The organism is Pseudomonas sp. BF-RE-25 (genome assembly GCF_019956105.1).
Classification (GTDB): Bacteria; Pseudomonadota; Gammaproteobacteria; order Pseudomonadales; family Pseudomonadaceae; genus Aquipseudomonas; species Aquipseudomonas migulae.
The window spans coordinates 41572-66412 of the sequence record NZ_JAHBDB010000077.1 but is presented as its reverse complement, the minus strand read 5'-3'; the positions used below and the strand labels follow the sequence as shown (position 1 = coordinate 66412).

The 24841-nt window shown below is 60.3% G+C and carries 19 protein-coding genes; 11 read left to right on the top strand and 8 right to left on the bottom strand.

Annotated elements, in window-relative coordinates; genetic code table 11:
• Window positions 1-17 precede the first annotated feature (17 nt).
• The gene (gene fadB / locus KGB24_RS26485) at window positions 18-2165 is read right to left on the bottom strand and encodes a fatty acid oxidation complex subunit alpha FadB (protein ID WP_207285084.1); all 2148 of its coding nucleotides are present in this window, start codon (window positions 2163-2165) and stop codon (window positions 18-20) included.
• A gap of 624 nt (window positions 2166-2789) precedes the next feature.
• Window positions 2790-3227, bottom strand: a complete 438-nt coding sequence (locus KGB24_RS26480) for a hypothetical protein (RefSeq protein ID WP_008028493.1) — start codon at window positions 3225-3227, stop codon at window positions 2790-2792.
• A gap of 104 nt (window positions 3228-3331) precedes the next feature.
• Here KGB24_RS26480 and KGB24_RS26475 point away from each other — a divergent pair, with 104 nt between their 5' ends.
• Entirely contained in the window at window positions 3332-3772 is a 441-nt protein-coding gene (locus KGB24_RS26475) for a universal stress protein (protein ID WP_008028495.1), read from the top strand.
• Between the two features lie 166 nt (window positions 3773-3938).
• On the opposite strand, the gene KGB24_RS26470 is transcribed toward KGB24_RS26475, so the two are convergent.
• Complete coding sequence (locus KGB24_RS26470; RefSeq protein WP_008028498.1) at window positions 3939-5858, bottom strand: ATP-binding cassette domain-containing protein; 1920 nt, start codon at window positions 5856-5858, stop codon at window positions 3939-3941.
• 213 nt (window positions 5859-6071) lie between these two features.
• Between KGB24_RS26470 and KGB24_RS26465 the strand changes: the two genes are divergently transcribed.
• Window positions 6072-8000: a transglycosylase SLT domain-containing protein gene (locus tag KGB24_RS26465; RefSeq protein ID WP_223413920.1), complete on the top strand. Its 1929-nt coding sequence runs from the start codon at window positions 6072-6074 to the stop codon at window positions 7998-8000.
• A gap of 169 nt (window positions 8001-8169) precedes the next feature.
• Here KGB24_RS26465 and KGB24_RS26460 read toward each other — a convergent pair whose 3' ends face one another.
• The gene (locus KGB24_RS26460; protein WP_223413919.1) at window positions 8170-9966 is read right to left on the bottom strand and encodes an ABC transporter transmembrane domain-containing protein; all 1797 of its coding nucleotides are present in this window, start codon (window positions 9964-9966) and stop codon (window positions 8170-8172) included.
• 256 nt (window positions 9967-10222) lie between these two features.
• Here KGB24_RS26460 and KGB24_RS26455 point away from each other — a divergent pair, with 256 nt between their 5' ends.
• Window positions 10223-10402, top strand: coding sequence for a PA1571 family protein (locus tag KGB24_RS26455; RefSeq protein WP_223413918.1), 180 nt, complete (start codon window positions 10223-10225; stop codon window positions 10400-10402).
• A gap of 172 nt (window positions 10403-10574) precedes the next feature.
• On the opposite strand, the gene pdxB is transcribed toward KGB24_RS26455, so the two are convergent.
• Window positions 10575-11717, bottom strand: coding sequence for a 4-phosphoerythronate dehydrogenase PdxB (gene pdxB / locus KGB24_RS26450; protein WP_223413917.1), 1143 nt, complete (start codon window positions 11715-11717; stop codon window positions 10575-10577).
• Between the two features lie 272 nt (window positions 11718-11989).
• On the opposite strand from pdxB, the gene KGB24_RS26445 reads away from it, so the two are divergent.
• Window positions 11990-13399 (top strand): MATE family efflux transporter, encoded by a 1410-nt coding sequence (locus KGB24_RS26445; protein ID WP_008028508.1) that lies wholly within the window; start codon window positions 11990-11992, stop codon window positions 13397-13399.
• 116 nt (window positions 13400-13515) lie between these two features.
• On the opposite strand, the gene tusA is transcribed toward KGB24_RS26445, so the two are convergent.
• Both tusA and rlmM read right to left on the bottom strand, forming a co-directional pair.
• Window positions 13516-13767: a sulfurtransferase TusA gene (gene tusA, locus KGB24_RS26440; protein ID WP_008028510.1), complete on the bottom strand. Its 252-nt coding sequence runs from the start codon at window positions 13765-13767 to the stop codon at window positions 13516-13518.
• Window positions 13768-13929: 162 nt separating this feature from the next.
• Entirely contained in the window at window positions 13930-15003 is a 1074-nt protein-coding gene (gene rlmM / locus KGB24_RS26435) for a 23S rRNA (cytidine(2498)-2'-O)-methyltransferase RlmM (protein ID WP_223413916.1), read from the bottom strand.
• Between the two features lie 222 nt (window positions 15004-15225).
• On the opposite strand from rlmM, the gene acnA reads away from it, so the two are divergent.
• The 3 genes from acnA (at window position 15226) to KGB24_RS26420 (ending at window position 20663) form a co-directional block, all read left to right on the top strand.
• Window positions 15226-17967, top strand: coding sequence for an aconitate hydratase AcnA (gene acnA, locus KGB24_RS26430; protein WP_223413915.1), 2742 nt, complete (start codon window positions 15226-15228; stop codon window positions 17965-17967).
• 233 nt (window positions 17968-18200) lie between these two features.
• Window positions 18201-18992: a CPBP family intramembrane glutamic endopeptidase gene (locus tag KGB24_RS26425; protein WP_223413913.1), complete on the top strand. Its 792-nt coding sequence runs from the start codon at window positions 18201-18203 to the stop codon at window positions 18990-18992.
• 105 nt (window positions 18993-19097) lie between these two features.
• Window positions 19098-20663: a methyl-accepting chemotaxis protein gene (locus tag KGB24_RS26420; protein ID WP_223413912.1), complete on the top strand. Its 1566-nt coding sequence runs from the start codon at window positions 19098-19100 to the stop codon at window positions 20661-20663.
• 191 nt (window positions 20664-20854) lie between these two features.
• Here KGB24_RS26420 and KGB24_RS26415 read toward each other — a convergent pair whose 3' ends face one another.
• Window positions 20855-21541 (bottom strand): alpha/beta family hydrolase, encoded by a 687-nt coding sequence (locus KGB24_RS26415; protein ID WP_223413911.1) that lies wholly within the window; start codon window positions 21539-21541, stop codon window positions 20855-20857.
• Window positions 21542-21634: 93 nt separating this feature from the next.
• Here KGB24_RS26415 and ccoN point away from each other — a divergent pair, with 93 nt between their 5' ends.
• From ccoN to ccoP, 4 genes are read left to right on the top strand one after another with little or no spacing between them, the layout of a single operon-like run.
• Window positions 21635-23059: a cytochrome-c oxidase, cbb3-type subunit I gene (ccoN, locus tag KGB24_RS26410; RefSeq protein ID WP_192416898.1), complete on the top strand. Its 1425-nt coding sequence runs from the start codon at window positions 21635-21637 to the stop codon at window positions 23057-23059.
• Window positions 23060-23069: 10 nt separating this feature from the next.
• Complete coding sequence (gene ccoO, locus KGB24_RS26405; RefSeq protein ID WP_008028522.1) at window positions 23070-23678, top strand: cytochrome-c oxidase, cbb3-type subunit II; 609 nt, start codon at window positions 23070-23072, stop codon at window positions 23676-23678.
• 3 nt (window positions 23679-23681) lie between these two features.
• A complete protein-coding gene (locus tag KGB24_RS26400; protein ID WP_008028524.1) occupies window positions 23682-23891 on the top strand; it encodes a cbb3-type cytochrome oxidase subunit 3 in 210 nt (69 codons plus the stop codon).
• Window positions 23888-24841 carry a cytochrome-c oxidase, cbb3-type subunit III gene (gene ccoP, locus KGB24_RS26395; RefSeq protein WP_207285065.1) on the top strand — a complete coding sequence of 318 codons (954 nt, stop codon included), beginning with the start codon at window positions 23888-23890 and terminating at the stop codon, window positions 24839-24841. Before KGB24_RS26400 ends, ccoP begins: the two co-directional genes overlap by 4 nt.

Here is a 24841-nt window from a genome sequence, read left to right as displayed (position 1 = left end):
CTCAAAAGTTGGGACGCTTAACCGAAGAACCGTTGGCCGGTTTTGGCCATTTCACGCAGTTTTGCGGTCGGGTGGTACAGCGCGCCCAAATCAGCGTACTGGTCAGCCAGGGCAACGAACTCGGCAACACCGATCGAATCGATGTAGCGCAGCGCACCGCCACGGAATGGAGGGAAACCAATACCGTAGACCAGACCCATGTCGGCTTCGGCAGCGGTTTCGACGATGCCGTCTTCCAGGCAACGCACGGTTTCCAGGCACAGCGGGATCATCATCCAGTTGATGATGTCTTCGTCAGTCACTTCGCGCTGTTCAAAGACGATTGGCTTGAGCACTTCCAGTACCGACGGGTCGGCGACTTTCTTCTGCTTGCCCTTCTTGTCGGTCTCGTAGGCGTAGAAGCCCTTGCCATTCTTCTGGCCCAAGCGCTTGGCTTCGTAGAGCACGTCGACAGCCGAACGGCGGTCGTCTTTCATGCGGTCCGGGAAGCCTTCAGCCATAACGTCGCGACCGTGGTGGCCGGTGTCGATGCCGACCACGTCCATCAGGTACGCCGGGCCCATCGGCCAGCCGAATTTTTCCATGACTTTGTCGATACGGACGAAGTCCACACCGGCGCTGACCAGCTTGGCGAAGCCGCCGAAGTACGGGAACAGGACGCGGTTGACCAGGAAGCCCGGGCAGTCGTTGACGACGATCGGGTTCTTGCCCATTTTCTTGGCGTAGGCAACGGTAGTGGCAACGGCCAGCTCGCTGGACTTCTCGCCACGAATCACTTCAACCAGCGGCATCATGTGCACCGGGTTGAAGAAGTGCATGCCGACGAAGTTTTCCGGACGCTTGAGGGCTTTCGCCAGCAAGGTGATGGAAATGGTCGAGGTGTTGGACGCGAGGATGGTGTCCTCTTTGACCTTGTCTTCCACTTCAGCCAGCACAGCCTGCTTGACCTTAGGGTTCTCGACGACCGCTTCAACCACCAGGTCCACGTGACCGAAGTCGCCGTAGGACAGGGTCGGACGAATGCCGTTGAGCACTTCGGCCATTTTCGCCGCGGTCATGCGACCTTTATCAACGCGACCGACCAGCAGCTTGGCGGCTTCAGCCAGGCCTTGCTCGATGCCGTGCTCGTTGATGTCTTTCATCAGGATCGGCGTGCCTTTGGAGGCCGACTGATAAGCGATACCACCACCCATGATGCCAGCGCCCAATACGGCAGCCTGCTTCACGTCTTTGGCGATTTCGTCGTAGGCCTTGGCCTTTTTCTTCAGTTCCTGATCGTTCAGGAACAGACCGATCAAGCTCTGCGCGGCAGAGGTCTTGGCCAGTTTGACGAAACCGGCGGCTTCGACTTCCAGCGCTTTGTCGCGACCGAAGTTCGCAGCTTTCTGGATGGTCTTGATCGCTTCGACCGGTGCCGGGTAGTTCGGGCCAGCCTGACCGGCCACGAAACCTTTGGCGGTTTCGAAAGCCATCATTTGTTCGATGGCGTTCAGCTTCAGCTTTTCCAGCTTCGGTTGACGCTTGGCCTTGTAGTCGAACTCGCCGGAGATGGCGCGCTTGATCAGTTCCAGAGCGGCTTCCTGCAGTTTCTCCGGTGCAACCACTGCATCGACGGCGCCGACTTTCAGCGCGTCTTCAGCACGGTTTTCCTTACCGGCGGCAATCCATTCGATGGCGTTGTCGGCACCGATCAGGCGCGGCAGGCGCACAGTGCCGCCAAAGCCCGGGTAGATGCCCAGCTTGACTTCCGGCAGACCGATCTTGGCCGTGACGGACATGACGCGGTAGTCCGCCGCCAGGCACATTTCCAGACCGCCACCCAGGGCGATGCCGTTGATCGCGGCGACAGTCGGGACGTTGAGGTCTTCGAAATCGCTGAAAATCTTGTTGGCTTCGAGGTTGCCAGCGACAAGCTCTGCATCCGGCAGCTTGAAGTTCTCGACAAATTCGGTGATGTCGGCGCCGACGATGAACACGTCCTTGCCGCTGCTGACGATCACACCCTTGATCGAAGCATCTGCCTTGATGGTGTCTACGGCCTGACGCAGTTCGTTCAGGGTTAGACGGTTGAACTTGTTGACGGACTCACCCTTGAGGTCGAATTTCAATTCGACGATGCCACTTTCAAGAGCCTTAACCGTGATGGCTTTACCTTCGTAAATCATCAACTGATCTCCACGATATGGAAGCTGAACAGTACACGTCGGAAGCAGGCGAATGGCTTGGCAGTGACGTTTATCGTCGATGCTACGCCAATCCACCCGGCACACCCGCCAACGCGATAGTCGGGATTCTGTAGGAGCGATCTGAAATACAAACGCTCAATTCATACGCCCGTTTGATTTGGGTACGTCACCTTCACGGAATTTCCGACAATTGTCAATCGCCCAAAACACGGGTTGAAACGCGACTTTCCGGTCATTTCCGTAACACGAAGACCTGCAACACCCGGCTGCATGTGAGGCCATTCATAGAATCAATAGTTAGAAAAGTCGCCCTAATTCACGGCAGCCTTTGTTTAACGGGCTACGCTGGGCGGGAGGTTGAGGAAAAAATATGAACGCGTCGGCGAATGCCCGGCGTAAGATCAGCGCACAGCGAATTACCGGCCTGCCTGGCCAACTCCAGCCCGATGTTGAATGTCGGGCTTTTTATTGCCTGCAGAAAGGCGAATACCTCCGTAGGAGCGAGCCTGCTCGCGATGGTCGTCAACGATAACGCTGGGTGCCTGACACCCAGCGGGGTTCTCCGGTTCATCGCGAGCAGGCTCGCTCCTACAGGGGTCCGGGTCAGGCGAGGGCTTTGAGGGTTGCATCGATTTGTTGCAAAACTGTCGCTTCGCCCTTCTCGCCCCAGTACAACGTGATCATCTGCTTGTCCGCTTCGACCTTGTAGACGTTGGCCGGCAACTTTTCGAAATGAATCAGCAACGCCGGATCCTCGCAGACCTCCTGCCATTGATTCACCCAAACGCCCGGCGACTTTTGCCAGTAACTCCAGCACGCCGGTTGATTGCCGCGACGCGGTCGATGGTACTGCGCGCAAGGGCTTGGCGGTTCCTGGCTCAGCCAGTGCGGCCACTCCTGAGGCGCCAGTTGCATGGCCAGCCCGATACGCCGCGCCTCCATGCGCAGGGCCATGCGGCCGCTCTGCCCACGGGACGGACGCAACCACGCCAGCGGACTGAGAACCACCAACAGGATTGACACCACTATCCAGACCGTCATATCTGTACTCCCGATTCTTGATGAGCGCTTTGAGTCACTTTGAAAACACTGCGCTTGAAACCAGCCATACTTACCAATATTGCAATCCTCAGGAGGAGCACCTCATGCCCTACAACCACATTCTGGTCGCTGTAGACCTGACCGAAGAGTGCGACCCTGTCATCCACCGAGCTCGCGAACTGTCGGTGAGCAACGGCGCGAAACTGTCCCTGGTGCACATTGTCGAGCCGATGGCCATGGCCTTTGGCGGCGACGTGCCGATGGACCTTTCCCAGTTGCAGCAGCAACAGTTCGATCAGGCCAAGGAACGTCTTGACCGGCTGATCGTGAAGTACCCGGAACTGTCCAAAGAGTACAGCCACCTGACCTACGGCCAGCCACGCCAGGAGATTCATCACCTGGCCAAAGAGCAAACCTGCGACCTGATCGTGGTGGGCAGCCATGGCCGGCATGGCCTGGCATTGCTGCTGGGCTCCACCGCCAATGACGTACTGCACGGCGCACCTTGCGACGTACTTGCCGTGCGCCTGCAAAACAAAAGCTGATAACCGATCCTTGTAGGAGCCGGCTTGCTGGCGATCACGGTGCATCAGTCGACATCAATGCCAGCTGACAAACCGCGATCGCCAGCAAGCCGGCTCCTACAAGGGATCGCATACGAAAAGCCCGGCGTTCATCACTGAGCGCCGGGCTTTTTTATTGCAGGATCAATCAGGCATCCAGCTCGGCCCAACGCTCGACCATCACGTCGAGTTCTGCCTGCAACTGCTCCAACTGAGCGATCACCGCGGCCGTCTCGGCAGCAGGTCGCTGATAGAAGCCAGCATCGGCCATCTGGGCCTCAACGACGGCGATCTGCTGTTCCATGGCTTCGATCTGGCTCGGCAACATTTCCAGCTCGCGCTGCAACTTGTAGCTGAGTTTCTTCTTGGCCACCGGCGCTTCGACCGCCGCCGCAACCGGTGCAGGCTCAGCCGTCACGACCGCCGACGTCAGGTCAGCCTTGCCGGACTTGCTCTCGGTCACGCCCAGCAGGCGCGGCGAACCGCCCTGACGCAGCCAGTCCTGATAACCACCGACGTATTCGCGAACCTTGCCTTCACCTTCGAAGACCAGCGTGCTGGTGACCACGTTGTCGAGGAATGCCCGGTCGTGGCTGACCATCAGCACGGTGCCGTTGAAGGTCAGCAGGACCTCTTCCAGCAATTCGAGTGTTTCCACATCGAGGTCGTTGGTCGGTTCGTCGAGGACCAGCAGGTTGGCCGGTTTGCTGAACAGTTTCGCCAGCAACAGACGCGCACGCTCACCACCTGACAGCGCCTTGACCGGCGTGCGGGCACGCTGCGGGCTGAACAGGAAGTCGCCGAGGTAACTCAGCACGTGACGGCTCTGACCATCGATGTCGATGAAGTCGCGACCTTCGGCCACGTTGTCGATCACGGTCTTTTCCAGGTCCAGCTGATGGCGCAACTGGTCGAAGTACGCCACATCGATGCGCGTGCCCTCTTCCACTTTGCCGCTGGTCGGTTGCAGACCGCTGAGCATCAGCTTCAGCAGCGTAGTCTTGCCAGTACCGTTGGCGCCAAGCAGACCGATACGGTCGCCGCGCGTCAGGACCATCGAGAAATCCTTGATCAGGAACGGACCGCCCGGGTGAGCGAAACTCACGTTCTCGAGGACCATCACCTGCTTGCCGGACTTGTCAGCGGTATCCAGCTGAATGTTGGCCTTGCCGGTGCGCTCACGACGCTCGCTACGTTCGACGCGCAATGCTTTCAGTGCACGGACGCGGCCTTCGTTACGGGTGCGACGGGCCTTGATGCCCTGGCGGATCCAGACTTCTTCCTGGGCCAGTTTCTTGTCGAACAGCGCGTTGGCGGTGGCCTCGGCGGCCAGTTCGGCTTCTTTGTGCACCAGGAAACTGGCGTAGTCGCCATTCCAGTCGATCAGGCCACCGCGATCCAGTTCAAGAATGCGGGTCGCGAGGTTTTGCAGGAAGGAACGGTCGTGCGTGATGAACAGCACGGCGCCCTGGAAATCCTTCAGTGCTTCTTCGAGCCAGGCAATCGCACCGATGTCCAGGTGGTTGGTTGGTTCGTCGAGCAGCAGCAGATCGGGCTCGGACACCAGCGCCTGCGCCAGCAGGACGCGACGACGCCAGCCACCGGACAATTCGGCGAGGGTCTTGTCGGCCGGCAGTTGCAGGCGGCTGAGTGTGCTGTCGACCAGGGTTTGCAAACGCCAGCCGTCGCGGGCTTCGAGGTCATGCTGGACGTGCATCAGCTTGTCCAGGTCGGCGTCGGTGACGATGTTCTGGCTCAGGTGGTGATATTCGGCAAGCAGCGCACCGACACCGTCCAGGCCTTCAGCCACTACGTCGAACACGGTCCGCTCGTCGGCTACCGGCAATTCTTGCGGCAATTCGCCAATCTTGAGACCGGGTGCGCGCCACACGGAGCCGTCGTCAGGCTTCTGGTCGCCCTTGACGAGCTTCATCATGCTGGACTTGCCAGTGCCGTTGCGGCCGATGATGCACACCCGCTCACCACGGGCGATCTGCCAGGACACCTTGTCCAACAACGGCATAGCGCCGAAAGCAAGGGACACATCGCTGAATTTGAGCAGGGTCATGAGCTTCTCCAAAAACCGGGCGCGCATTCTACCTGACTTGAGGCTTCAGAAGGCCGGCAATTTCACCTTCGGGGCACTCTGCATGACAAATGTTGCGAACTGATGCTGACAGGCCCGCAAAGCTTTCGCCGGTTGCTGGCAAAAGGCTAAGCTACAGATTATTCAGTGCGGGCATGCCTCGCACTTGTCATGATTTCTCTGCCCGGACGTCTCATGCGCAGTCGCCTTTTCAGTCTTTTATCCTGCTTTCTTCTCTCTGCCGCTGCCGTTCAAACTGCCCAGGCGGTGGACCTGTCCACTCAACGCCAGTATTACGATGAAGCCAAGCGCGCCCTGGCCAAGGGTGATACCGGCCCGTACTTCCGTTATAGCAAGGCGCTCAGCGACTACCCGCTGGAGCCGTACCTGGCCTATGACGAACTGACCGCACGCCTGAAAACGGCGAGCAACGCCGAGATCGAAAAATTCCTCGCCGAACACGGTGACTTGCCGCAAGCCAACTGGATGAAACTGCGCTGGTTGCGCTGGCTAGCCGATCGCGGCGACTGGGCGACTTTCGTCAAGTACTACGATCCCAAGCTGAATTTCACCGAGCTGGACTGCCTGAACGCGCAGTACCAGATCGGGCACAACCTGAAATCCGAAGGCTACGCCAACGCCAACAAGCTGTGGCTGACTGGCAAATCCTTGCCTTCGGCGTGCGACGGCCTGTTCGGAGTCTGGGCTGCCGAAGGCCAACTGACCGAACAGAAACGCTGGGAACGCACCAAGCTTGCCGCCCAGGCGCGCAACTATCCGCTGGCCAACAGCCTGGTCAACGGCCTGACCACCCTCGCCCCTCGCGGCCGTTTGTTGGTGGACGTGGCGCAGAAACCCGAACTGCTCAACCAGCCGTCGCGTTTCACACCGGCCGACGAACCGATGTCCGACATTGTCAGCCTCGGCCTGCGCCGCCTGGCCAAGCAAGACCCGGACAAGGCCATGGCGTTGCTCGACGGTTACGCCAGCAGCATGCATTTCTCCCGTGACGAAAAGGTCGCGATTGCCCGGGAAATCGGCCTGACCCTCGCTCGCCGTTTCGACAGTCGCGCGCTGGACGTGATGACCAAGTACGACCCGGAATTGCGTGACAACACCGTGTCCGAGTGGCGCTTGCGCCTGCTGCTGCGCCTGGCCCGCTGGGACGATGCCTATCAGTTGACCCGCCGTTTGCCCCAGGACCTGGCGACCACCAACCGCTGGCGTTACTGGCAGGCCCGCAGCCTGGAACTGGCGCAACCGCAAAATCCGGAGGCGCAGACGCTTTATAAAGGCCTCGCTCGTGAACGTGACTTCTACGGCTTCCTCGCTGCCGACCGTTCGCAGCTGCCTTACTCGCTGAACAACAAGCCGCTGGTATTGAGCCAGGCGCTGATCAACAAGGTTCGCAACACGCCGGGCGTGCGTCGCGCCCTGGAATTCCATGCGCGCGGGCAGATCGTCGATGGGCGTCGCGAGTGGTATCACGTCAGCCGCCACTTCAACCGTGACGAAATGGTCGCCCAGGCCAAACTGGCCTACGACCTGAAATGGTATTTCCCGGCGATCCGCACCATCAGTCAGGCGCAGTACTGGGACGATCTGGACATCCGCTTCCCGATGGCCCACCGCGAAACCCTCGTGCGTGAAGCCAAGGTTCGCGGCCTGCATTCGAGCTGGGTATTCGCCATTACCCGCCAGGAAAGCGCGTTCATGGCCGACGCCCGCTCAGGCGTAGGCGCCAGCGGCCTGATGCAACTGATGCCGGGCACCGCCAAGGAAACCGCACGCAAGTTCAGCATCCCATTGGCCTCGCCACAGCAGGTGTTCGATCCGGACAAGAACATCCAGCTCGGCGCCGCGTACCTCAGCCAGGTGCACAGCCAGTTCAACGGCAACCGCGTCCTCGCCTCCGCCGCCTACAACGCCGGCCCGGGACGCGTGCGTCAGTGGCTGCGCGGTGCGGATCACCTGAGCTTCGACGTCTGGGTGGAAAGCATCCCGTTCGACGAAACCCGCCAGTACGTGCAAAACGTGCTGTCGTACTCGGTGATCTACGGCCAGAAGCTCAACTCGCCACAGCCGTTGGTGGATTGGCATGAGCGCTATTTTGATGATCAATAAGCCTGTCTGAGGCCTAAACGAAAATGCCCGCATTGAGAAATGCGGGCATTTTTTTTGGCCACTCCACGATCCACTGTAGGAGCCAGCTTGCTGGCGATGGACTCCAGTGCGCTGCGGTGAACCAGTCTGTACACGTAATCGTTAACGACCATCGCCAGCAAGCTGGCTCCTACAGGTTCGGTGTTACCTCACCGAATGGGGTCGAGACATCGTGCCCGTCGTTGAACTGCAACGCCGCCAACCGCGCATACAGCGCATTGCTCGCAATCAGCTCCTGGTGCGTGCCCACCGCGACCAGTTTCCCCTGATCCATCACCGCGATCCGGTCGGCGTTTTTAACCGTAGCCAGGCGATGGGCGATGACCAGGGTGGTGCGGTTTTTCATCAGGCTGGGCAGGGCTTGCTGGATCAGGTGTTCGCTCTGGGCGTCGAGGGCGCTGGTGGCTTCGTCGAGCAGCAGGATGGGCGCATCCACCAGCAGCGCTCGGGCGATGGCCAGGCGTTGGCGCTGACCGCCGGACAAACCGAGGCCTGCGTCGCCCAAATGAGTCTGATAACCGTGGGGCATGGCCTCGATAAAGTCATGGGCGTAGGCGATTTTCGCCGCTTCCTGAACCTGTTCCAGCGTCGCGGTCGGGTTACCGTAGCGGATGTTCTCTTCAATGCTGCCGAAGAATAGTGCCGGGGATTGGGAAACCAGCGCGAAGCAGCGGCGCAAGTCCAATGGATCGAGTTGGGTCAGTGGCACACCGTCGAGCAGGATGCACCCTTCGGCGGGATCGTAAAAACGCAGCAACAGGTCGTACACCGTCGATTTGCCAGCACCGGACGGCCCGACCAGCGCGAGGGTTTCGCCCGCCTTGATGGTCAGATTCAAGCCATCGACGGCGTAGCTTTCCGGGCGCGACGGGTAGGAAAAACGCACGTCCTGCAGAACGAGATTGCCCGTCACCCGCTCGGGTAACGTCACCAGGCCAGTCGCCGGTGGCTGGATGATGTTTTCCGAGCGCAGCAGTTCGGCAATCCGCTCGGCGGCCCCGGCGGCGCGCTGCAACTCACCAATGACTTCACTCAACGTGCCAAATGCACTGCCGACAATCAGGCTGTAGAAGACGAACGCCGCCAGTTCCCCTGCCGAAATTCGTCCGGCCATCACGTCCATGCCGCCCACCCAGAGCATCACGCCGACCGCCCCCAACACCAGCACGATCACCAGGGTAATCAGCCAGGCCCGCTGGAAAATCCGTTTACGTGCCGTGTTGAACGCCTCTTCCACGGTCACGGCAAAACGTTGTTCGTCCTGGGTCTGGTGGTTGTAGGCCTGCACGGTTTTGATCTGGCCCAGGGTTTCGGAAACATAACTGCCGATATCGGCAATCCGGTCCTGACTCAGGCGCGACAGGCTGCGCACCCGACGACCGAAAATCAGGATCGGCGCAATCACCAGCGGCAAAGCCACAACGACGATGCTGGTGAGTTTCGGGTTGGTGATAAACAGCAACACAATCCCGCCGATCACCATCAGCAGATTACGCAGGAACAGGGACAGCGATGAACCGATCACTGATTGCAGCAGCGTGGTATCGGCGGTCAACCGCGACTGGATTTCGGAGCTGCGGTTGTCTTCGTAAAACCCGGGATGCAGATAAACCAGATGGTTGAACACCTGACGGCGGATGTCGGCGACCACGCGCTCACCGATCCACGACACCAGGTAGAAACGCGCGAAGGTGCCAATCGCCAGGCCTATCACCAGCAACATGAATAAACCGATCGTCTGGTTGAGCAGATGCGGGGACTGGGTCATGAACCCCTGGTCCACCAGCAAGCGAATCCCCTGCCCCATGGACAAGGTAATGCCGGCCGTGACGACCAGCGCGAGCAAGGCGCCGAAGGCCTGCCAACGATAGGGCGCGAGAAAAAGGCTGGTCAGGCGAATCGCGCGGCGGTGACGGGCAGAGAGCATCGGGTTCATCCAGTTACGCAATTGATAGGGCCAGCCTGACGGTTCAATGGGGTTGAACGCTGTAAATCACAATGAGTCAGGTTAATTATGACCGCGATGACTAGCTCCTAGACGCTATTGGTCTAAAGTCCGGGTGGCAACGTCTGGGTATTTCTGGTGGACTGGTGTTGCCGCTCTGGAAAGATCGCAGGGAGTTGTCATAGCCCGGTCACCTGACGGTTCTACAGTAAGCACACACCTGAAGAGGAGACAGGCCATGTCCTTGCAAAATAGCAGCGATGACAAGATTCAAGTGATCCGCACACAGCCAGATCAGTCTCTGGGTTGCTCAATCATTGACGAAAAAGGCCGCGAAGTACCGATCACTGAAGAAATGATCCAGGGCGCTTGCCGCGAACTGGAAAAGCGATTGGTCAAGCCTGCCAAACAAGATTGATATAGCCCCGTCTTCTTGACCCGGCCCTGATGGCCGGGTTTTTTGTGGGTGCTTTTTGAGGGCGCTGCGCACCCTATCGCGGGCAAGCCCGCTCCCACAGGATTAATGCGATTCCAGCAATCACGCATGACCTGTGGGAGCGGGCTTGCCCGCGAATGGGCCAACTCGGTTTTCAGACAGCCGATGCACCCAAAGCCGCCACAATCTTCAGCAACGCAGGCGAATCCCCCTCAATCCGCACCTGCAACCCGTCAATCTCGCGCCGCGATGGATAATTCTTGCGCAACGCATCAAACGCCGCACGCTGCTCACTCACACTGCCCACAAGACTACGGCGGAAATCCGCGTCGTCGCGGCGAGGGTCGTACACGCCACGGCACAACATCGCTAGCGCCCAGGCAGGATCGCTCTCAGCGTTCAAGGTCACCTGCGACAACCACGGTGCCGGCAGCAAATCGCTCAAGCGGACCTGCGCCGGTTGCCCGAGAAAATCGCAGTACGCCTGGTAGATCTGCGCCGTCCCGCGTTGCTTGCCGTCGAGGCTGTAACCGGCAATGTGCGGCGTGGCCAGCACGCAGAGTTCGGCCAGTGCCACATCGACCTCAGGCTCGCCCTCCCAGACATCCAGCACCGCTTGCAGGTCTTCGCGCTGCAGCAGCACCTCGCACAGGGCGGCGTTGTCCACCACCGGACCACGGCTGGCATTGATCAGCCAGGCACCGGGCTTGAGCTGGTTCAAACGGTTTTGGTCGAACAAATGCCAGGTCGAACCGGCCCCGTGTTTTTTCAACGGTGTGTGCAGGCTGATGACATCGCACTGCTCGATGATCTGCTCAAGGCTGACGAAATCGCCCCCTTCAGCAGCTTGCCGTGGCGGATCGCAGACCAGCACGTTCCAGCCCAGCCCTTGCAGAACCTTGACCAACCGCCCACCCACTTCGCCGGCACCGACCACGCCGTACGTGCGCCGGGTGAGGTCGGCGCCTTCGATTTCGGCGAGGGTCAGCAAACTGCCCAGCACGTAGTCGACCACGCCTCGGGCATTGCAGCCGGGAGCGCTGGACCAGGTGATGCCGGCCTGCTGAAAGTAATCGAGGTCGAGGTGATCGGTGCCGATGGTGCAGGTGCCGACGAAGCGCACCTTGCTGCCTTCGAGCAACCCGAGATTGACGTTGGTCACCGAGCGCACCAGTAGCACATCGGCCTGCTCGACGGTGGCGCGGTCGATTGAACGTCCCGGCACCCGGCGGATTTCGCCGAAACCTTCGAAGAAGGCATCGAGCAGCGGAATATTTTCGTCGGCAACAATCAGCATGGCAGGCTCCTTTGGCGGATCGGCAGTGTAGGCGCAGATGACACTTCACGCCTAGCACACACAATTTGTAGGAGCGAGCCTGCTCGCGAAAAACGCATGAGCACTGCGGTGATTCAGACAGCCCTCGTCATCGTTGACGTCCATCGCGAGCAGGCTCGCTCCTACAGGTTTTTGTGTGATTACAAATGGGTAACACAGGACTTTTCCTGACCGTTACGTCAACGCGTAGAATGCGCCGCCTCGCGCATCAAAACCTTTTGGACGTTTTGCCTTTGAATTCCGTGACTGACCGCCCCGCCGCCATTTCCCTCAATCGCCCCGCCCGGGTTCGCCTCGAGCTGAAGAACCTGCTCGGCCTGGCGTTGCCGATCATGATCGCGCAACTGGCCACCACGGCGATGGGCTTCGTCGATGCGGTGATGGCCGGTCGAGTCGGGCCACGGGATCTGGCGGCGGTGGCGCTGGGCAACTCGATCTGGGTCCCGGTGTTTCTGTTGATGACCGGCACGCTGCTGGCCACCACGCCGAAAGTCGCCCAGCGCTTTGGTGCTGGCACCCACAGCGAAATCGGCCCGATCGTGCGGCAGGCGTTGTGGCTGGCGTTGGTGGTGGGCTTGATGGCGACTGGCATGCTGTTCAGCGCCGAACCGATTTTGCACCTGATGAAGGTCGATCCCGAGCTGATCGGCCCGTGCATGCAATACCTGCACGGTATCGCCAGCGGGCTGCCCGCCGTCGCGCTCTACCATGTGTTGCGCTGTTTCAGTGACGGCCTGGGACGCACGCGCCCGGCGATGGTCCTGGGGTTGTGCGGGCTCGCGCTGAACATTCCGCTGAACTACGTCTTCATTTATGGCCACTTCGGTGTGCCGGCCATGGGCGGCGTCGGTTGTGGCTGGGCCACGGCGATTGTGATGTGGGTGATGGCGCTGGGCATGGCCGGCTGGGAGCGCTGGGCGCCGGCGTATCAGTCGAGCCAGTTGTTCAGCCGTTTCGACTGGCCACAATGGGCGGTGATCAAACGCCTGCTGAGTATCGGCTTGCCGATCGGCATCGCGGTGTTTGCCGAATCGAGCATCTTCGCGGTGATTGCCCTGCTGATCGGCAGCCTCGGCGCCACGGTGGTGGCCGGGCATCAGATTGCCCTGAATGTCAGCTCGCTGGTGTTCATGATCCCTTACTCCCTGGGCATGGCTGTGACCGTGCGCGTCGGTCAGGCACTGGGGCGTGAAGAGCCGCGCGAGGCGCGTTTTGCCGCGGGTGTCGGCATGGGCACCGCGCTGGCCTACGCCTGCCTGTCGGCGAGCATGATGTTGCTGATGCGCGAGCACATCGCAGCGATCTACACCGCAGACCCGACGGTGATCCATATCGCGGCGATGCTGATTGTGTACTCGGCGCTGTTCCAGTTTTCCGACGCCATCCAGGTGACCGCGGCCGGCGCCCTGCGCGGTTTTCAGGACACTCGGGTGACGATGATCCTCACCCTGTTCGCCTACTGGGGCATCGGCTTGCCGGTGGGTTACGCCCTCGGTCTGACCGACTGGTTCGGCGAACCCCGTGGCCCGAGCGGGCTGTGGCAGGGTTTGATCGTCGGCCTGAGCTGCGCGGCGCTGATGCTGTCGATTCGCCTGACGCGCAGTGCACGCAAGCGGATCCGCATGAGCCATTCGATGGGTTGAACTGTAGGAGCGAGCTTGCTCGCGATGGAGCTGAGAGCGACGCGTTTATCCAGCAAACACGCGCTATCGTTTACGTCCATCGCGAGCGAGCTCGCTCCTACAAGGGTCAGCGTTGGTTAATCCGATTTCTTGCGAATCCAGTACAGGTAAGTGCCGGCATCTTCGTGCTGCGCGATCAGCTCGTGGTCGAGGAACACGCAGAACTTGGGAATGTCGCGACGGGTCGACGGGTCGGTGGCGATCACCTTGAGCAGGCCGCCGGGTGCCAGGTCACGGATGTGCTGGTGCAGCATCATCACCGGTTCCGGGCAGTTGAGGCCGGTGGCGTCGAGGGTGCCGTCTACCGGCGTATCAAGCATTTCACTCATGATTCACTCCTGAAACTGGCCGGCATTGTCGCGCATTGCCGGGTGTTCGGTCATCTGTGGCATGACGCCATCCCCTGTAGGAGCGAGGCTTGCCCGCGAAGCTTTTGGCGTCCTTAAGGGCCTCTTCGCGGGCAAGCCTCGCTCCTACACGGTTTGTGTACATCAGCGGGATTTTGGTTTCTTCACGTCCAGGCGGCGCAGGTGGCACGTCACTTCTTCGCGGTCGTGATACAGCTGCTTGCAGCCGATTTCGACGCGAATCCCGCGCTCCTTAAAACCGTCGGCAATGCGCTCCAGCAAGCGTTTCACTTCAGCGTAACGCTGCTTCATCGGCAGCTTGAGGTTGACCACCGCTTCGCGGCAATGCCCTTCACCAATCCATTCCTCCAGCATCGCCGCGTTGCGTGCCGGTTTCTCGACGATGTCGCAGACCATCCAGTCCACCGGCTGCCGTGGCTTGAAGGTGAAACCGTCGGCCATCAAATGCTGCACCAGACCAGTGTCCATCAGGCTTTCAGCCATCGGACCATTGTCGATGGCAGTCACCAGCATGCCACGATTGACCAGTTGCCAGGTCCAGCCACCCGGCGCCGCGCCAAGGTCGACGCCAGTCATGTCGCTGTGCAGACGCTCGTCCCACTGATCGCGCGGGATGAAATGGTGCCACGCCTCTTCCAGCTTCAACGTCGAACGGCTCGGCGCCTCGCGCGGAAACTTCAGGCGTGGAATGCCCATCGGCCACATCGCCGAGTTATTCGACTCGGCCAGGCCCATGAACACTTCGCGACCACTCTTGAACGTCAGCAGCAAACGCGGCTTGTTCGCGTCTTCCACCAGTTTGCCGGCCGCCATCAGCGCCTTGCGCAGGTGCACTTCGAATTTCTTGCAGAAGTTCGACAGCTCTTTGCCGTCGTTGGTGTCGACCATTTCCAGCCACAGGCTGCCGCACAGCGGGAAATCCGCCATGTGCGTGAGAATCACGCTGATACGGTCGGTTTCCGGCAGGTCGATGAAAATCCCCCGCGCCCATTGGCGCGGGAAGATCAGCTCGGCGAAACGCTGACCGCGCATCAGGCGCTCGGCGCCGTCTTCTTCGGTGCAGATGAATTCGGCGCAGGCGCTGGCGGTTTTTGCCTTGGCATAACCGGCCACGTTCAGCCGTGCGGCGTGTTCGGAAATCTCGGAACAGACTTCGCCTTCGAAGCCCGGCCGGCAATGCATAAAGAGGGTGTTCATTCTTACTCCTGGGCAGTTGGCGAAGAATTCAGCCACTGCGCGATGCCCAGACTTGCGTTGAAGCAAAGCCTGTCACGAAAACCGGCGCATGATAGCCGAGTTCGGAACCTCGGACTTGCCCATAGAGTCCGGTTATTAGCTTTAACGTTCAAACGGGGCTAGGTTGAAAGCTCTGTCCGTCCCCTCAGTCCGTAGCCGTGCGGACTTTAAGGAGTGATCGTAATGCCGTCCCTCGATAGCCTGAAAACCCTTAAAACCCTGCAAGTCGACGACAAGACCTACCATTACTTCAGTCTGCCCGATGCCGCCAAAAGCCTCGGTGATCTCGACAAGCTACCGATGTCGTTGAAAGTGCTGCTGGAAAACCTGCTGCGCTGGGAAGACGAAAAAACCGTCACCGGCGCCGACCTGCGAGCGATTGCCGCCTGGCTCAAGGAGCGCCGCTCCGACCGCGAGATCCAGTACCGCCCCGCCCGCGTCTTGATGCAAGACTTTACCGGCGTTCCCGCCGTGGTCGACCTGGCCGCCATGCGCGCCGCCATGGCCAAGGCCGGCGGCGACCCGCAGCGGATCAATCCACTGTCGCCGGTGGACCTGGTGATCGACCACTCGGTGATGGTCGACAAGTTCGGCAGCGCCAGCGCCTTCGAACAGAACGTCGACATTGAAATGCAGCGCAACGGCGAGCGTTACGCCTTTCTGCGCTGGGGCCAGAGTGCTTTCGACAACTTCAGCGTGGTGCCGCCGGGCACCGGGATTTGCCATCAGGTGAACCTCGAATACCTCGGCCGCACGGTCTGGACCAAGGATGAAGACGGCCGCACCTATGCGTTCCCCGACACGCTGGTCGGCACTGATTCCCATACCACCATGATCAACGGCCTCGGCGTCCTCGGCTGGGGCGTCGGCGGGATCGAAGCGGAAGCGGCGATGCTCGGCCAACCGGTGTCGATGCTCATTCCAGAAGTGATCGGCTTCAAACTCACAGGCAAATTGAAGGAAGGCATCACCGCCACCGACCTGGTGCTGACCGTGACCCAGATGCTGCGCAAGAAAGGCGTGGTCGGCAAATTCGTCGAGTTCTACGGCGACGGCCTTGCCGATCTGCCGCTGGCCGACCGCGCGACCATCGCCAACATGGCCCCGGAATATGGCGCTACCTGCGGCTTTTTCCCGGTGGATGACATCACTCTGGATTATCTGCGCCTGTCCGGTCGTCCACTTGAAACCGTGAAACTGGTCGAGGCCTACAGCAAGGCGCAAGGCCTGTGGCGTCTGCCGGGCAAGGAACCGGTGTTCACCGACAGCCTGGCGCTGGACATGCGCAGCGTCGAAGCCAGCCTCGCCGGGCCGAAACGCCCACAGGACAGGGTGTCGTTGCCGAATGTTGCGCAAGCATTCAGTGACTTCACCGACCTGCAATTCAAACCTGCCAGCAAGGAAGAAGGTCGCCTCGAAAGTGAAGGCGGCGGTGGCGTTGCGGTGGGCAATGCCGACTTGGCCGGTGAAGCCGACTACGATTTTGAAGGTCAAACCTATCGCTTGAAAAACGGCGCGGTGGTCATCGCCGCAATCACCTCCTGCACCAACACCTCCAACCCAAGCGTAATGATGGCCGCCGGCCTGGTGGCGAAGAAAGCCGTGGAAAAAGGCCTCAAACGCAAACCGTGGGTGAAAAGCTCGCTCGCTCCCGGTTCCAAAGTGGTGACCGACTACTACAAGGCTGCCGGGCTGACGCAATACCTGGATCAACTCGGTTTCGACCTGGTCGGTTATGGCTGCACTACCTGCATCGGCAACTCCGGGCCGTTGCCGGAGCCGATCGAAAAAGCCATCCAGAAAGCCGACCTGACCGTCGCTTCGGTGCTGTCGGGCAATCGCAACTTCGAAGGCCGCGTGCATCCGCTGGTGAAAACCAACTGGCTGGCCTCGCCGCCGCTGGTCGTCGCGTTTGCGCTGGCCGGCACGGTGCGCATTGATATCAGCAGTGAGCCATTGGGTGACGACAAGGACGGCAACCCGGTTTACTTGCGGGACATCTGGCCAAGCACCCAAGAAATCGCCGACGCGGTGAATCAGGTCAACACCGCGATGTTCCACAAGGAATATGCCGAAGTGTTTGCCGGCGACGAGCAATGGCAGGCGATTGAAGTGCCTCAAGCGGCGACTTATGTCTGGCAGAACGATTCGACTTACATCCAGCACCCACCGTTTTTCGACGACATCGGCGGACCGCCGCCCGTGGTCAAGGACGTCGCGGGTGCCCGCGTCCTTGCGCTGCTCGGCGACTCGGTGACCACCGACCACATCTCCCCCGCCGGCAACATCAAGACCGAGAGCCCCGCCGGCCATTACCTGCGCGAGAAAGGTGTGGAGCCGCGGGACTTCAACTCCTACGGCTCCCGTCGCGGCAACCATGAAGTGATGATGCGCGGCACCTTTGCCAACATCCGCATTCGCAACGAGATGCTCGGCGGCGAGGAAGGCGGCAATACGATTTACATTCCTACCGGGGAAAAACTGGCGATCTACGACGCGGCCATGCGTTACCAAGCCTCGGGCACGCCGCTGGTGGTGATTGCCGGGCAAGAATACGGCACCGGTTCGAGCCGCGACTGGGCGGCCAAGGGCACCAATCTGTTGGGCGTGAAAGCGGTCATCGCCGAAAGCTTCGAGCGGATTCACCGCTCCAATCTGGTCGGCATGGGCGTGTTGCCCTTGCAGTTCAAGCTGGATCAGAACCGCAAGAGCCTCAATCTGACTGGCAAGGAGACCCTGGACATTCAGGGCCTGAGCGGCGTCGAGCTGACGCCGCGAATGAACCTGACGCTGATCATCACCCGTGAAAACGGCAGCCGAGAGAAGATCGAGGTGTTGTGCCGGATCGATACGCTGAATGAAGTCGAGTACTTCAAGTCAGGGGGGATTTTGCATTACGTGTTGCGGCAGTTGATTGCGTCGTAAGTATTTGCAGAAAAAGACACCGCCTTCGGGCGGTGTTTTTGTTTGTGGGGTGTATGTCCCTATAATCGCCGCGCTTTTGTATACCGGACATCGCACCACTGTAGGAGCGAGCCTGCTCGCGATGGGGCCGTAACATCCAATATCAGTGCCGCCTGACACTCCGCCATCGCGAGCAGGCTCGCTCCTACAAAGGACCGAGGCGACCCGCAGAATTTCGAACACAAGGACTTCAGATGTTTGCTTTGCCATGGACCTTCCTGGCCCTGCTCTCCCTCGGTTATGCCATGGCGCTGTCCTACGGCCATCTCGGCTGGCTGGCGCTTATCTCGGTCGCATTGCTACTGATCGCCGGTTTCGCCGTGCGTCAGCAACAGCTCCGGATCGGCCATTACCTCGGTCACGGCCTGTTTATTTTCATGGCGCTGGCATTGGCGATGCACTGGCTCCCCGGTTTCTACAACGGTCGAGGTATCAATCCGCATCGTATTACCGACGATGCCGTACCGTTTGCGCTGTACCTGAATCTGGACAAACCGCTGATTGGTTTCTGGCTGTTGCTGGTCTGCCCGTGGATTGTCGGCCGGCATTCGCTGCGGCTTTCCATTCCCGCCGCGCTGCTGGGGCTGACACTGAGCAGCGTGCTGGCATTGGGTGGCGCGCTGTTGTTGGGTGTGATCAGTTGGGCCCCCAAATGGCCTGATCAGGCCTGGCTGTGGCTGTTCAACAACCTGTTGCTGGTGACGCTGGTGGAAGAAGCGCTGTTTCGCGGCTACCTTCAGGGCGGCCTCAGCCGGCACTTTAAACACCTACCTTATGGTGAAAACCTGGCGCTGCTGCTCGCCTCGCTGTTGTTTGGCCTGGTGCATGCCGGCGCTGGCTGGCAATGGGTGTTGCTGGCGAGTCTGGCAGGTGTCGGCTATGGTCTGGCCTACCGTTTCGGCGGGTTAGGTGCGGCCATTGCCACGCATTTCGGTTTGAACCTGCTGCATTTCAGCCTGTTCACCTATCCGATGCTGGCGGGCTGACGCAACGGTCGTTTTGCGACGCGCCGCTGATTATTGAAAAATTTTCTTCAATAAATCCCTGACGGTGCCGACAACCTCTCAAAGCCTTGCGGATTGAAAAAAGCCATGCGTAACAACCAGCCCATTACACAACGCGAACGGACCTTCCCGGCTCAGCAACGATTGATTTCCACTACCGATGCCAAGGGCGTGATCACCTACTGCAACGACGCTTTCGTCGAAATCAGTGGGTATTCCCGCGAGGAACTGATCCGTGCACCGCATAACCTGGTTCGTCACCCCGACGTACCGGCCGCGGTGTTCGCGCACATGTGGGGCACATTGAAACAAGGCTTGCCATGGATGGGCATTGTCAAGAATCGCTGCAAGACCGGTGACCACTACTGGGTTAACGCCTACGTCACACCGGTGTTCGATGGCAGCCAGGTAATCGGTTACGAGTCGGTGCGGGTCAAACCCACCGCCGAGCAGATCCAGCGTGCCGAAGCGCTCTACCAACGCATCAACCAGGGCAAGTCAGCGATTCCTTCCACCGATAAATGGCTGCCGGTCCTGCAGGACTGGTTGCCGTTCATTCTGGTCAGCCAACTGAGCTTCATGATCGGTGCCACGCTCAACTCCCAATGGGGTTTTGCCTTGGCCGCCGGTCTTTCGGTGCCACTGGGCCTGCTGGGGTTGAGCTGGCAACAGCGCGGCCTCAAGCGCTTGCTGCGACTGGCCGAGCAAACCACCTCCGACCCGCTGATCGCACAGATGTACACCGACAGCCGTGGTGCCCAGGCGCGTCTGGAGATGTCTATCCTCAGCCAGGAAGCCCGCCTGAAAACCTGCCTGACCCGTCTGCAGGACACCGCCGAGCACCTGAGCGACCAGGCGAAACAGTCCGACACCCTGGCCCACAGCAGCTCCACCGGCCTGGAACGTCAGCGCGTCGAAACCGAGCAGGTGGCCACCGCCGTCAATCAGATGGCCGCCACCACCCAGGAAGTCGCCAGCCACGTGCAACGCACGGCGGACGCGACTCAAGAAGCCAATCGCCTGACCGGGCGCGGCCGTGACATCGCCGGGGAAACCCGCGAAGCCATTCAGCGCCTGTCGGAGGTGGTCGGCGAAACCGGTCTGACCGTGACGCAACTGGCCAAGGACAGCGACGAAATCGGCGGCGTGGTCGACGTGATCAAAGGCATCGCCGACCAGACCAACCTGCTGGCATTGAACGCCGCCATCGAAGCGGCGCGTGCCGGCGAGATGGGTCGCGGCTTTGCGGTGGTTGCCGACGAAGTTCGCCAATTGGCGCAGCGCACCAGCGAATCCACCGGGCAGATTCATGCCCTGATCGCCAAGCTCCAGCAAACCGCCAGCACCGCCGTGCAAACCATGGAATCCGGGCATCGCCAGGCGGAAGAAGGTGTGGCACGGGTGCTCGAAGCGGATCAGGCGCTGGTCGGGATCAGCGAAGCGGTGGCACACATCACCGACATGACCACCCAGATTGCGGCCGCGACCGAAGAGCAAAGCTCAGTGGCCGAAGAAATCAGCCGCAACATCAGCAACATCTCGCAACTGGCCGACCAGACGTCGGAACAGGCGCAGCACTCGGCGTTGTTGAGTGAAGAGCTGACCAAGACCGCGAATACCCAGTATTCGTTGGTGGAGCGGTTTAACCGCTGATTGATGCTGGAAAGACAAAAAACCCGGACGGTGAAAGCCTCCGGGTTTTTTATTGCCAGTTTGAATGGGATGTCGCCTGTCCGGGCCTCTTCGCGGGCAAGCCTCGCTCCTACAGGTCATCCCGAGCAGACACCGATAACCTGTAGGAGCGAGGCTTGCCCGCGAAGAGGCCCGGACAGGCACTGCAAATCTCACCGCAGAAATGTTGCAACCTTGTTCGCCGCAGCCGCCAAATGCTGCTCATGCGTAAACCCCGAAGCCTTCAACGGCTTCAAATCATGATCCCCCGCCGCCAACCAGAACACCTCGATACTCGGCGCCAACGCATAAGCCTCGACCGCCTCACGATTCCCCAACGCATCGCGCTCGCCCTGGACAATCAGCGTCCGGGTCTTCAACGCAGCCAGATGCTCGACCCGTGGCTTCTCCGGCTTGCCTACGGCATAGAACGGATAGCCGAGGCACACCAAGGCATCGGCTTCGAGCTCATCGGCCAAAAGACTGGCCATCCGCCCGCCCATGGACTTGCCGCCAATGGCCAGGCGACCAGTGACATGGCGTCGCACCACGGCGTACACCTCACGCCAGCACTCCAGCAGTTTCGGTGCCGGGTTCGGGGGACGCTTGCCGCCATCGACACGTCGTTGCGCCATGTAGGGGAACTCGAAGCGCAGCACGTTGACGCCCTGCGCAGCAAGGCGCGCGGCCATGTCGTTCATCCAGGCGCTGTCCATCGGCGCCCCGGCGCCATGCGCAAGAATCAGCGTCACAGGTTCAACCGAAACCGTTGAAGCGGCTTCATTCCACAGCCATCCATGCTCCCGCACACACTGCGCCCATTGATCCCCGTCAATACTGGCCTTGTGCTCTTTGTCCATGCTTGCCTCGCTTTTAGTCTGCCTATAACTCCAGGCGAAGGGAGCGTCTGCCTTGCGCGAACGCCCTTTCGGCTGAACCGTGGATGGGGAACCATGAACACTTCTATCAGTACCGCCTACAACTACAAGGTGGTCCGCCAATTCGCCATTATGACGGTGGTGTGGGGCATCGTCGGCATGGGGCTCGGGGTTTTTCTCGCGGCTCAATTGGTCTGGCCCGAACTCAACTTCAATTTGCCGTGGACCAGTTTCGGCCGCTTGCGCCCACTGCACACCAATGCGGTGATCTTCGCGTTCGGCGGTTGCGCCCTGTTCGCCAGTTCGTTCTATTCGGTGCAACGCACCTGCCAGACACAACTGTTTGCGCCGAAAGTTGCCGCATTCTGCTTCTGGGGCTGGCAACTGGTGATTCTGCTGGCGGCGATCAGCCTGCCGCTGGGCTACACCAGTTCCAAGGAATACGCCGAGCTGGAATGGCCGATCGACATCCTGATCACCATCGTCTGGGTCGCCTACGCCATCGTGTTTTTCGGCACGCTGGCCAAGCGTAAGACCAAGCACATCTATGTGGGCAACTGGTTCTTCGGTGGCTTCATCATCACCGTGGCGATTTTGCACATCGTCAACAACCTTGAGCTGCCGGTGAGTTTCACCAAGTCCTACTCGCTGTACGCCGGTGCGACCGATGCCATGGTGCAGTGGTGGTACGGCCACAACGCCGTAGGCTTTTTCCTCACCGCCGGTTTCCTCGGGATGATGTACTACTTCGTGCCGAAACAGGCCGAGCGTCCGGTGTATTCCTATCGCCTGTCGATCGTGCACTTCTGGGCGCTGATCACCCTGTATATCTGGGCCGGTCCGCACCACTTGCACTACACCGCGCTGCCGGACTGGGCGCAGTCGCTGGGCATGGTGATGTCGCTGATCCTGCTGGCGCCAAGCTGGGGCGGGATGATCAACGGCATGATGACGCTTTCCGGCGCCTGGCATAAGTTGCGCAGCGACCCGATCCTGCGCTTCCTCGTGGTCTCCCTGGCGTTCTACGGCATGTCGACCTTCGAAGGGCCGATGATGGCGATCAAGACCGTGAACGCCCTCTCCCACTACACCGACTGGACCATCGGCCACGTACACGCCGGCGCACTCGGCTGGGTGGCGATGATTTCCATCGGCGCGCTGTACCACATGATCCCGAAAATCTTCGGTCGCCCGCAGATGCACAGCATCGGCCTGATCAACGCGCACTTCTGGCTGGCCACTATCGGCACCGTGCTGTACATCGCCTCGATGTGGGTCAACGGCATCGCCCAGGGCCTGATGTGGCGCGCAGTCAACGAAGACGGCACGCTGACCTACTCCTTCGTCGAAACCCTGGTGGCCAGCCACCCAGGCTTCATCGTGCGACTGGTGGGCGGTGCGATCTTCCTCAGCGGCATGTTCCTGATGGCTTACAACACCTGGCGCACCGTGCGGGCCTCGCAGCCTGCCGAAGTCGCCGCTGCCGCGCAGATGGCCTGAGGAGTCCGAGATGAAACACGAAACAATCGAAAAAAACGTCGGCCTGCTGATGCTGCTGATGGTCCTGGCCGTGAGCATCGGCGGTCTGACCCAGATCGTCCCGCTGTTCTTCCAGGACGTGACCAATAAACCGGTGGAAGGCATGAAGCCCTACACCGCGTTGCAACTGGAAGGTCGCGACATTTACATCCGCGAAGGCTGCGTCGGTTGCCACTCGCAGATGATCCGGCCGTTCCGCGCCGAGACCGAGCGTTACGGTCACTACTCGGTGGCCGGGGAAAGCGTCTGGGACCACCCGTTCCTGTGGGGTTCCAAGCGTACCGGTCCGGACCTGGCCCGTGTCGGTGGCCGCTACTCCGAAGACTGGCACCGCGCGCACTTGTACAACCCGCGCAACGTGGTGCCGGAATCGAAGATGCCGGCCTATCCATGGCTGGTGGCCAATCAGCTCGACAGCAGCCACACCGAAACCAAGATCAAGGCAATGCGCACCCTCGGCGTGCCGTACACCGATGCCGACATCGCAGGCTCGGTCGAATCGCTCAAGGGCAAGACCGAAATGGACGCACTGGTCGCCTACCTGCAAGTGCTCGGCACTGCCATCAAGAGCAAGAGGTGAGCCATGCCCTTTGAAATAATGAGCGTAATGAGCAGTGGATTGATTCGTGGCCTGGGCACGGTCGTGGTGTTCGTGGCCTTCGTCGGCCTGACGTTGTGGGTGTTCAACAGCAAGCGCAATCCGGAGTTCGCCGAAGCACGTTTGCTGCCGTTCGCCGATGAGCCACAAGCCGATAGCACCCAAGAACCTGAAGCAAGGAGTACCCGGTCATGACCACTTTCTGGAGTACGTGGATCTGCGTACTGACCATCGGCAGCCTGATCGGCCTGACCTGGCTGCTGATCGGCACCCGCAAGGGCGAAACCAAGGGCAGCGTCGACCAGACCATGGGCCACAGCTTCGACGGCATCGAGGAGTATGACAATCCGCTGCCGCAATGGTGGTTCATGCTGTTCGCCGGCACGCTGGTGTTCGCCGTGGGCTACCTGATTCTTTACCCGGGCCTGGGCAACTGGAAAGGCATCCTGCCGGGTTACGAGAACGGCTGGACCGGCGTTCACGAATGGGAAAAGGAGATGAACAAGGCCGACGCGAAGTTCGGACCGATCTTCGCCAAATTCGCCGCCATGCCGGTGGAAGAAGTGGCCAAGGACCCGCAAGCGCTGAAAATGGGCGGTCGCCTGTTCGCCTCGAACTGCTCGGTGTGCCACGGCTCGGATGCCAAGGGCGCTTTCGGCTTCCCGAACCTGGCCGACAGCAACTGGCGCTGGGGCGGTGACGCCGAGATGATCAAGACCACGATCATGGGTGGACGCATGGCGGCGATGCCGGCCTGGGGTGAAATCCTCGGTGAAGCCGGCGTGAAAAACGTTGCCGCGTATGTACGTCATGAACTGGCCGGCCTGCCATTGCCGGCTGGCGACACCGCCGACCTGCAAGCCGGACAGCAAGCGTTCAGCACCACCTGCGTAGCCTGTCATGGGGCAAACGGTAAGGGCACTGAAGCCATGGGTGCGCCGAACCTGACGCAACCGGCCGGTTTTATCTACGGTACAAGCCTGGCGCAACTGCAACAAACGATCCGCCATGGCCGCCAGGGCCATATGCCAGCGCAGAACGAACTGCTCGGCAACGACAAAGTGCAACTGCTGGCCGCTTATGTGTACAGCCTGTCCCACGGTCTGAATACAGAGCGTTTGCAGGCCGAAGGCAAAAGCGAATAA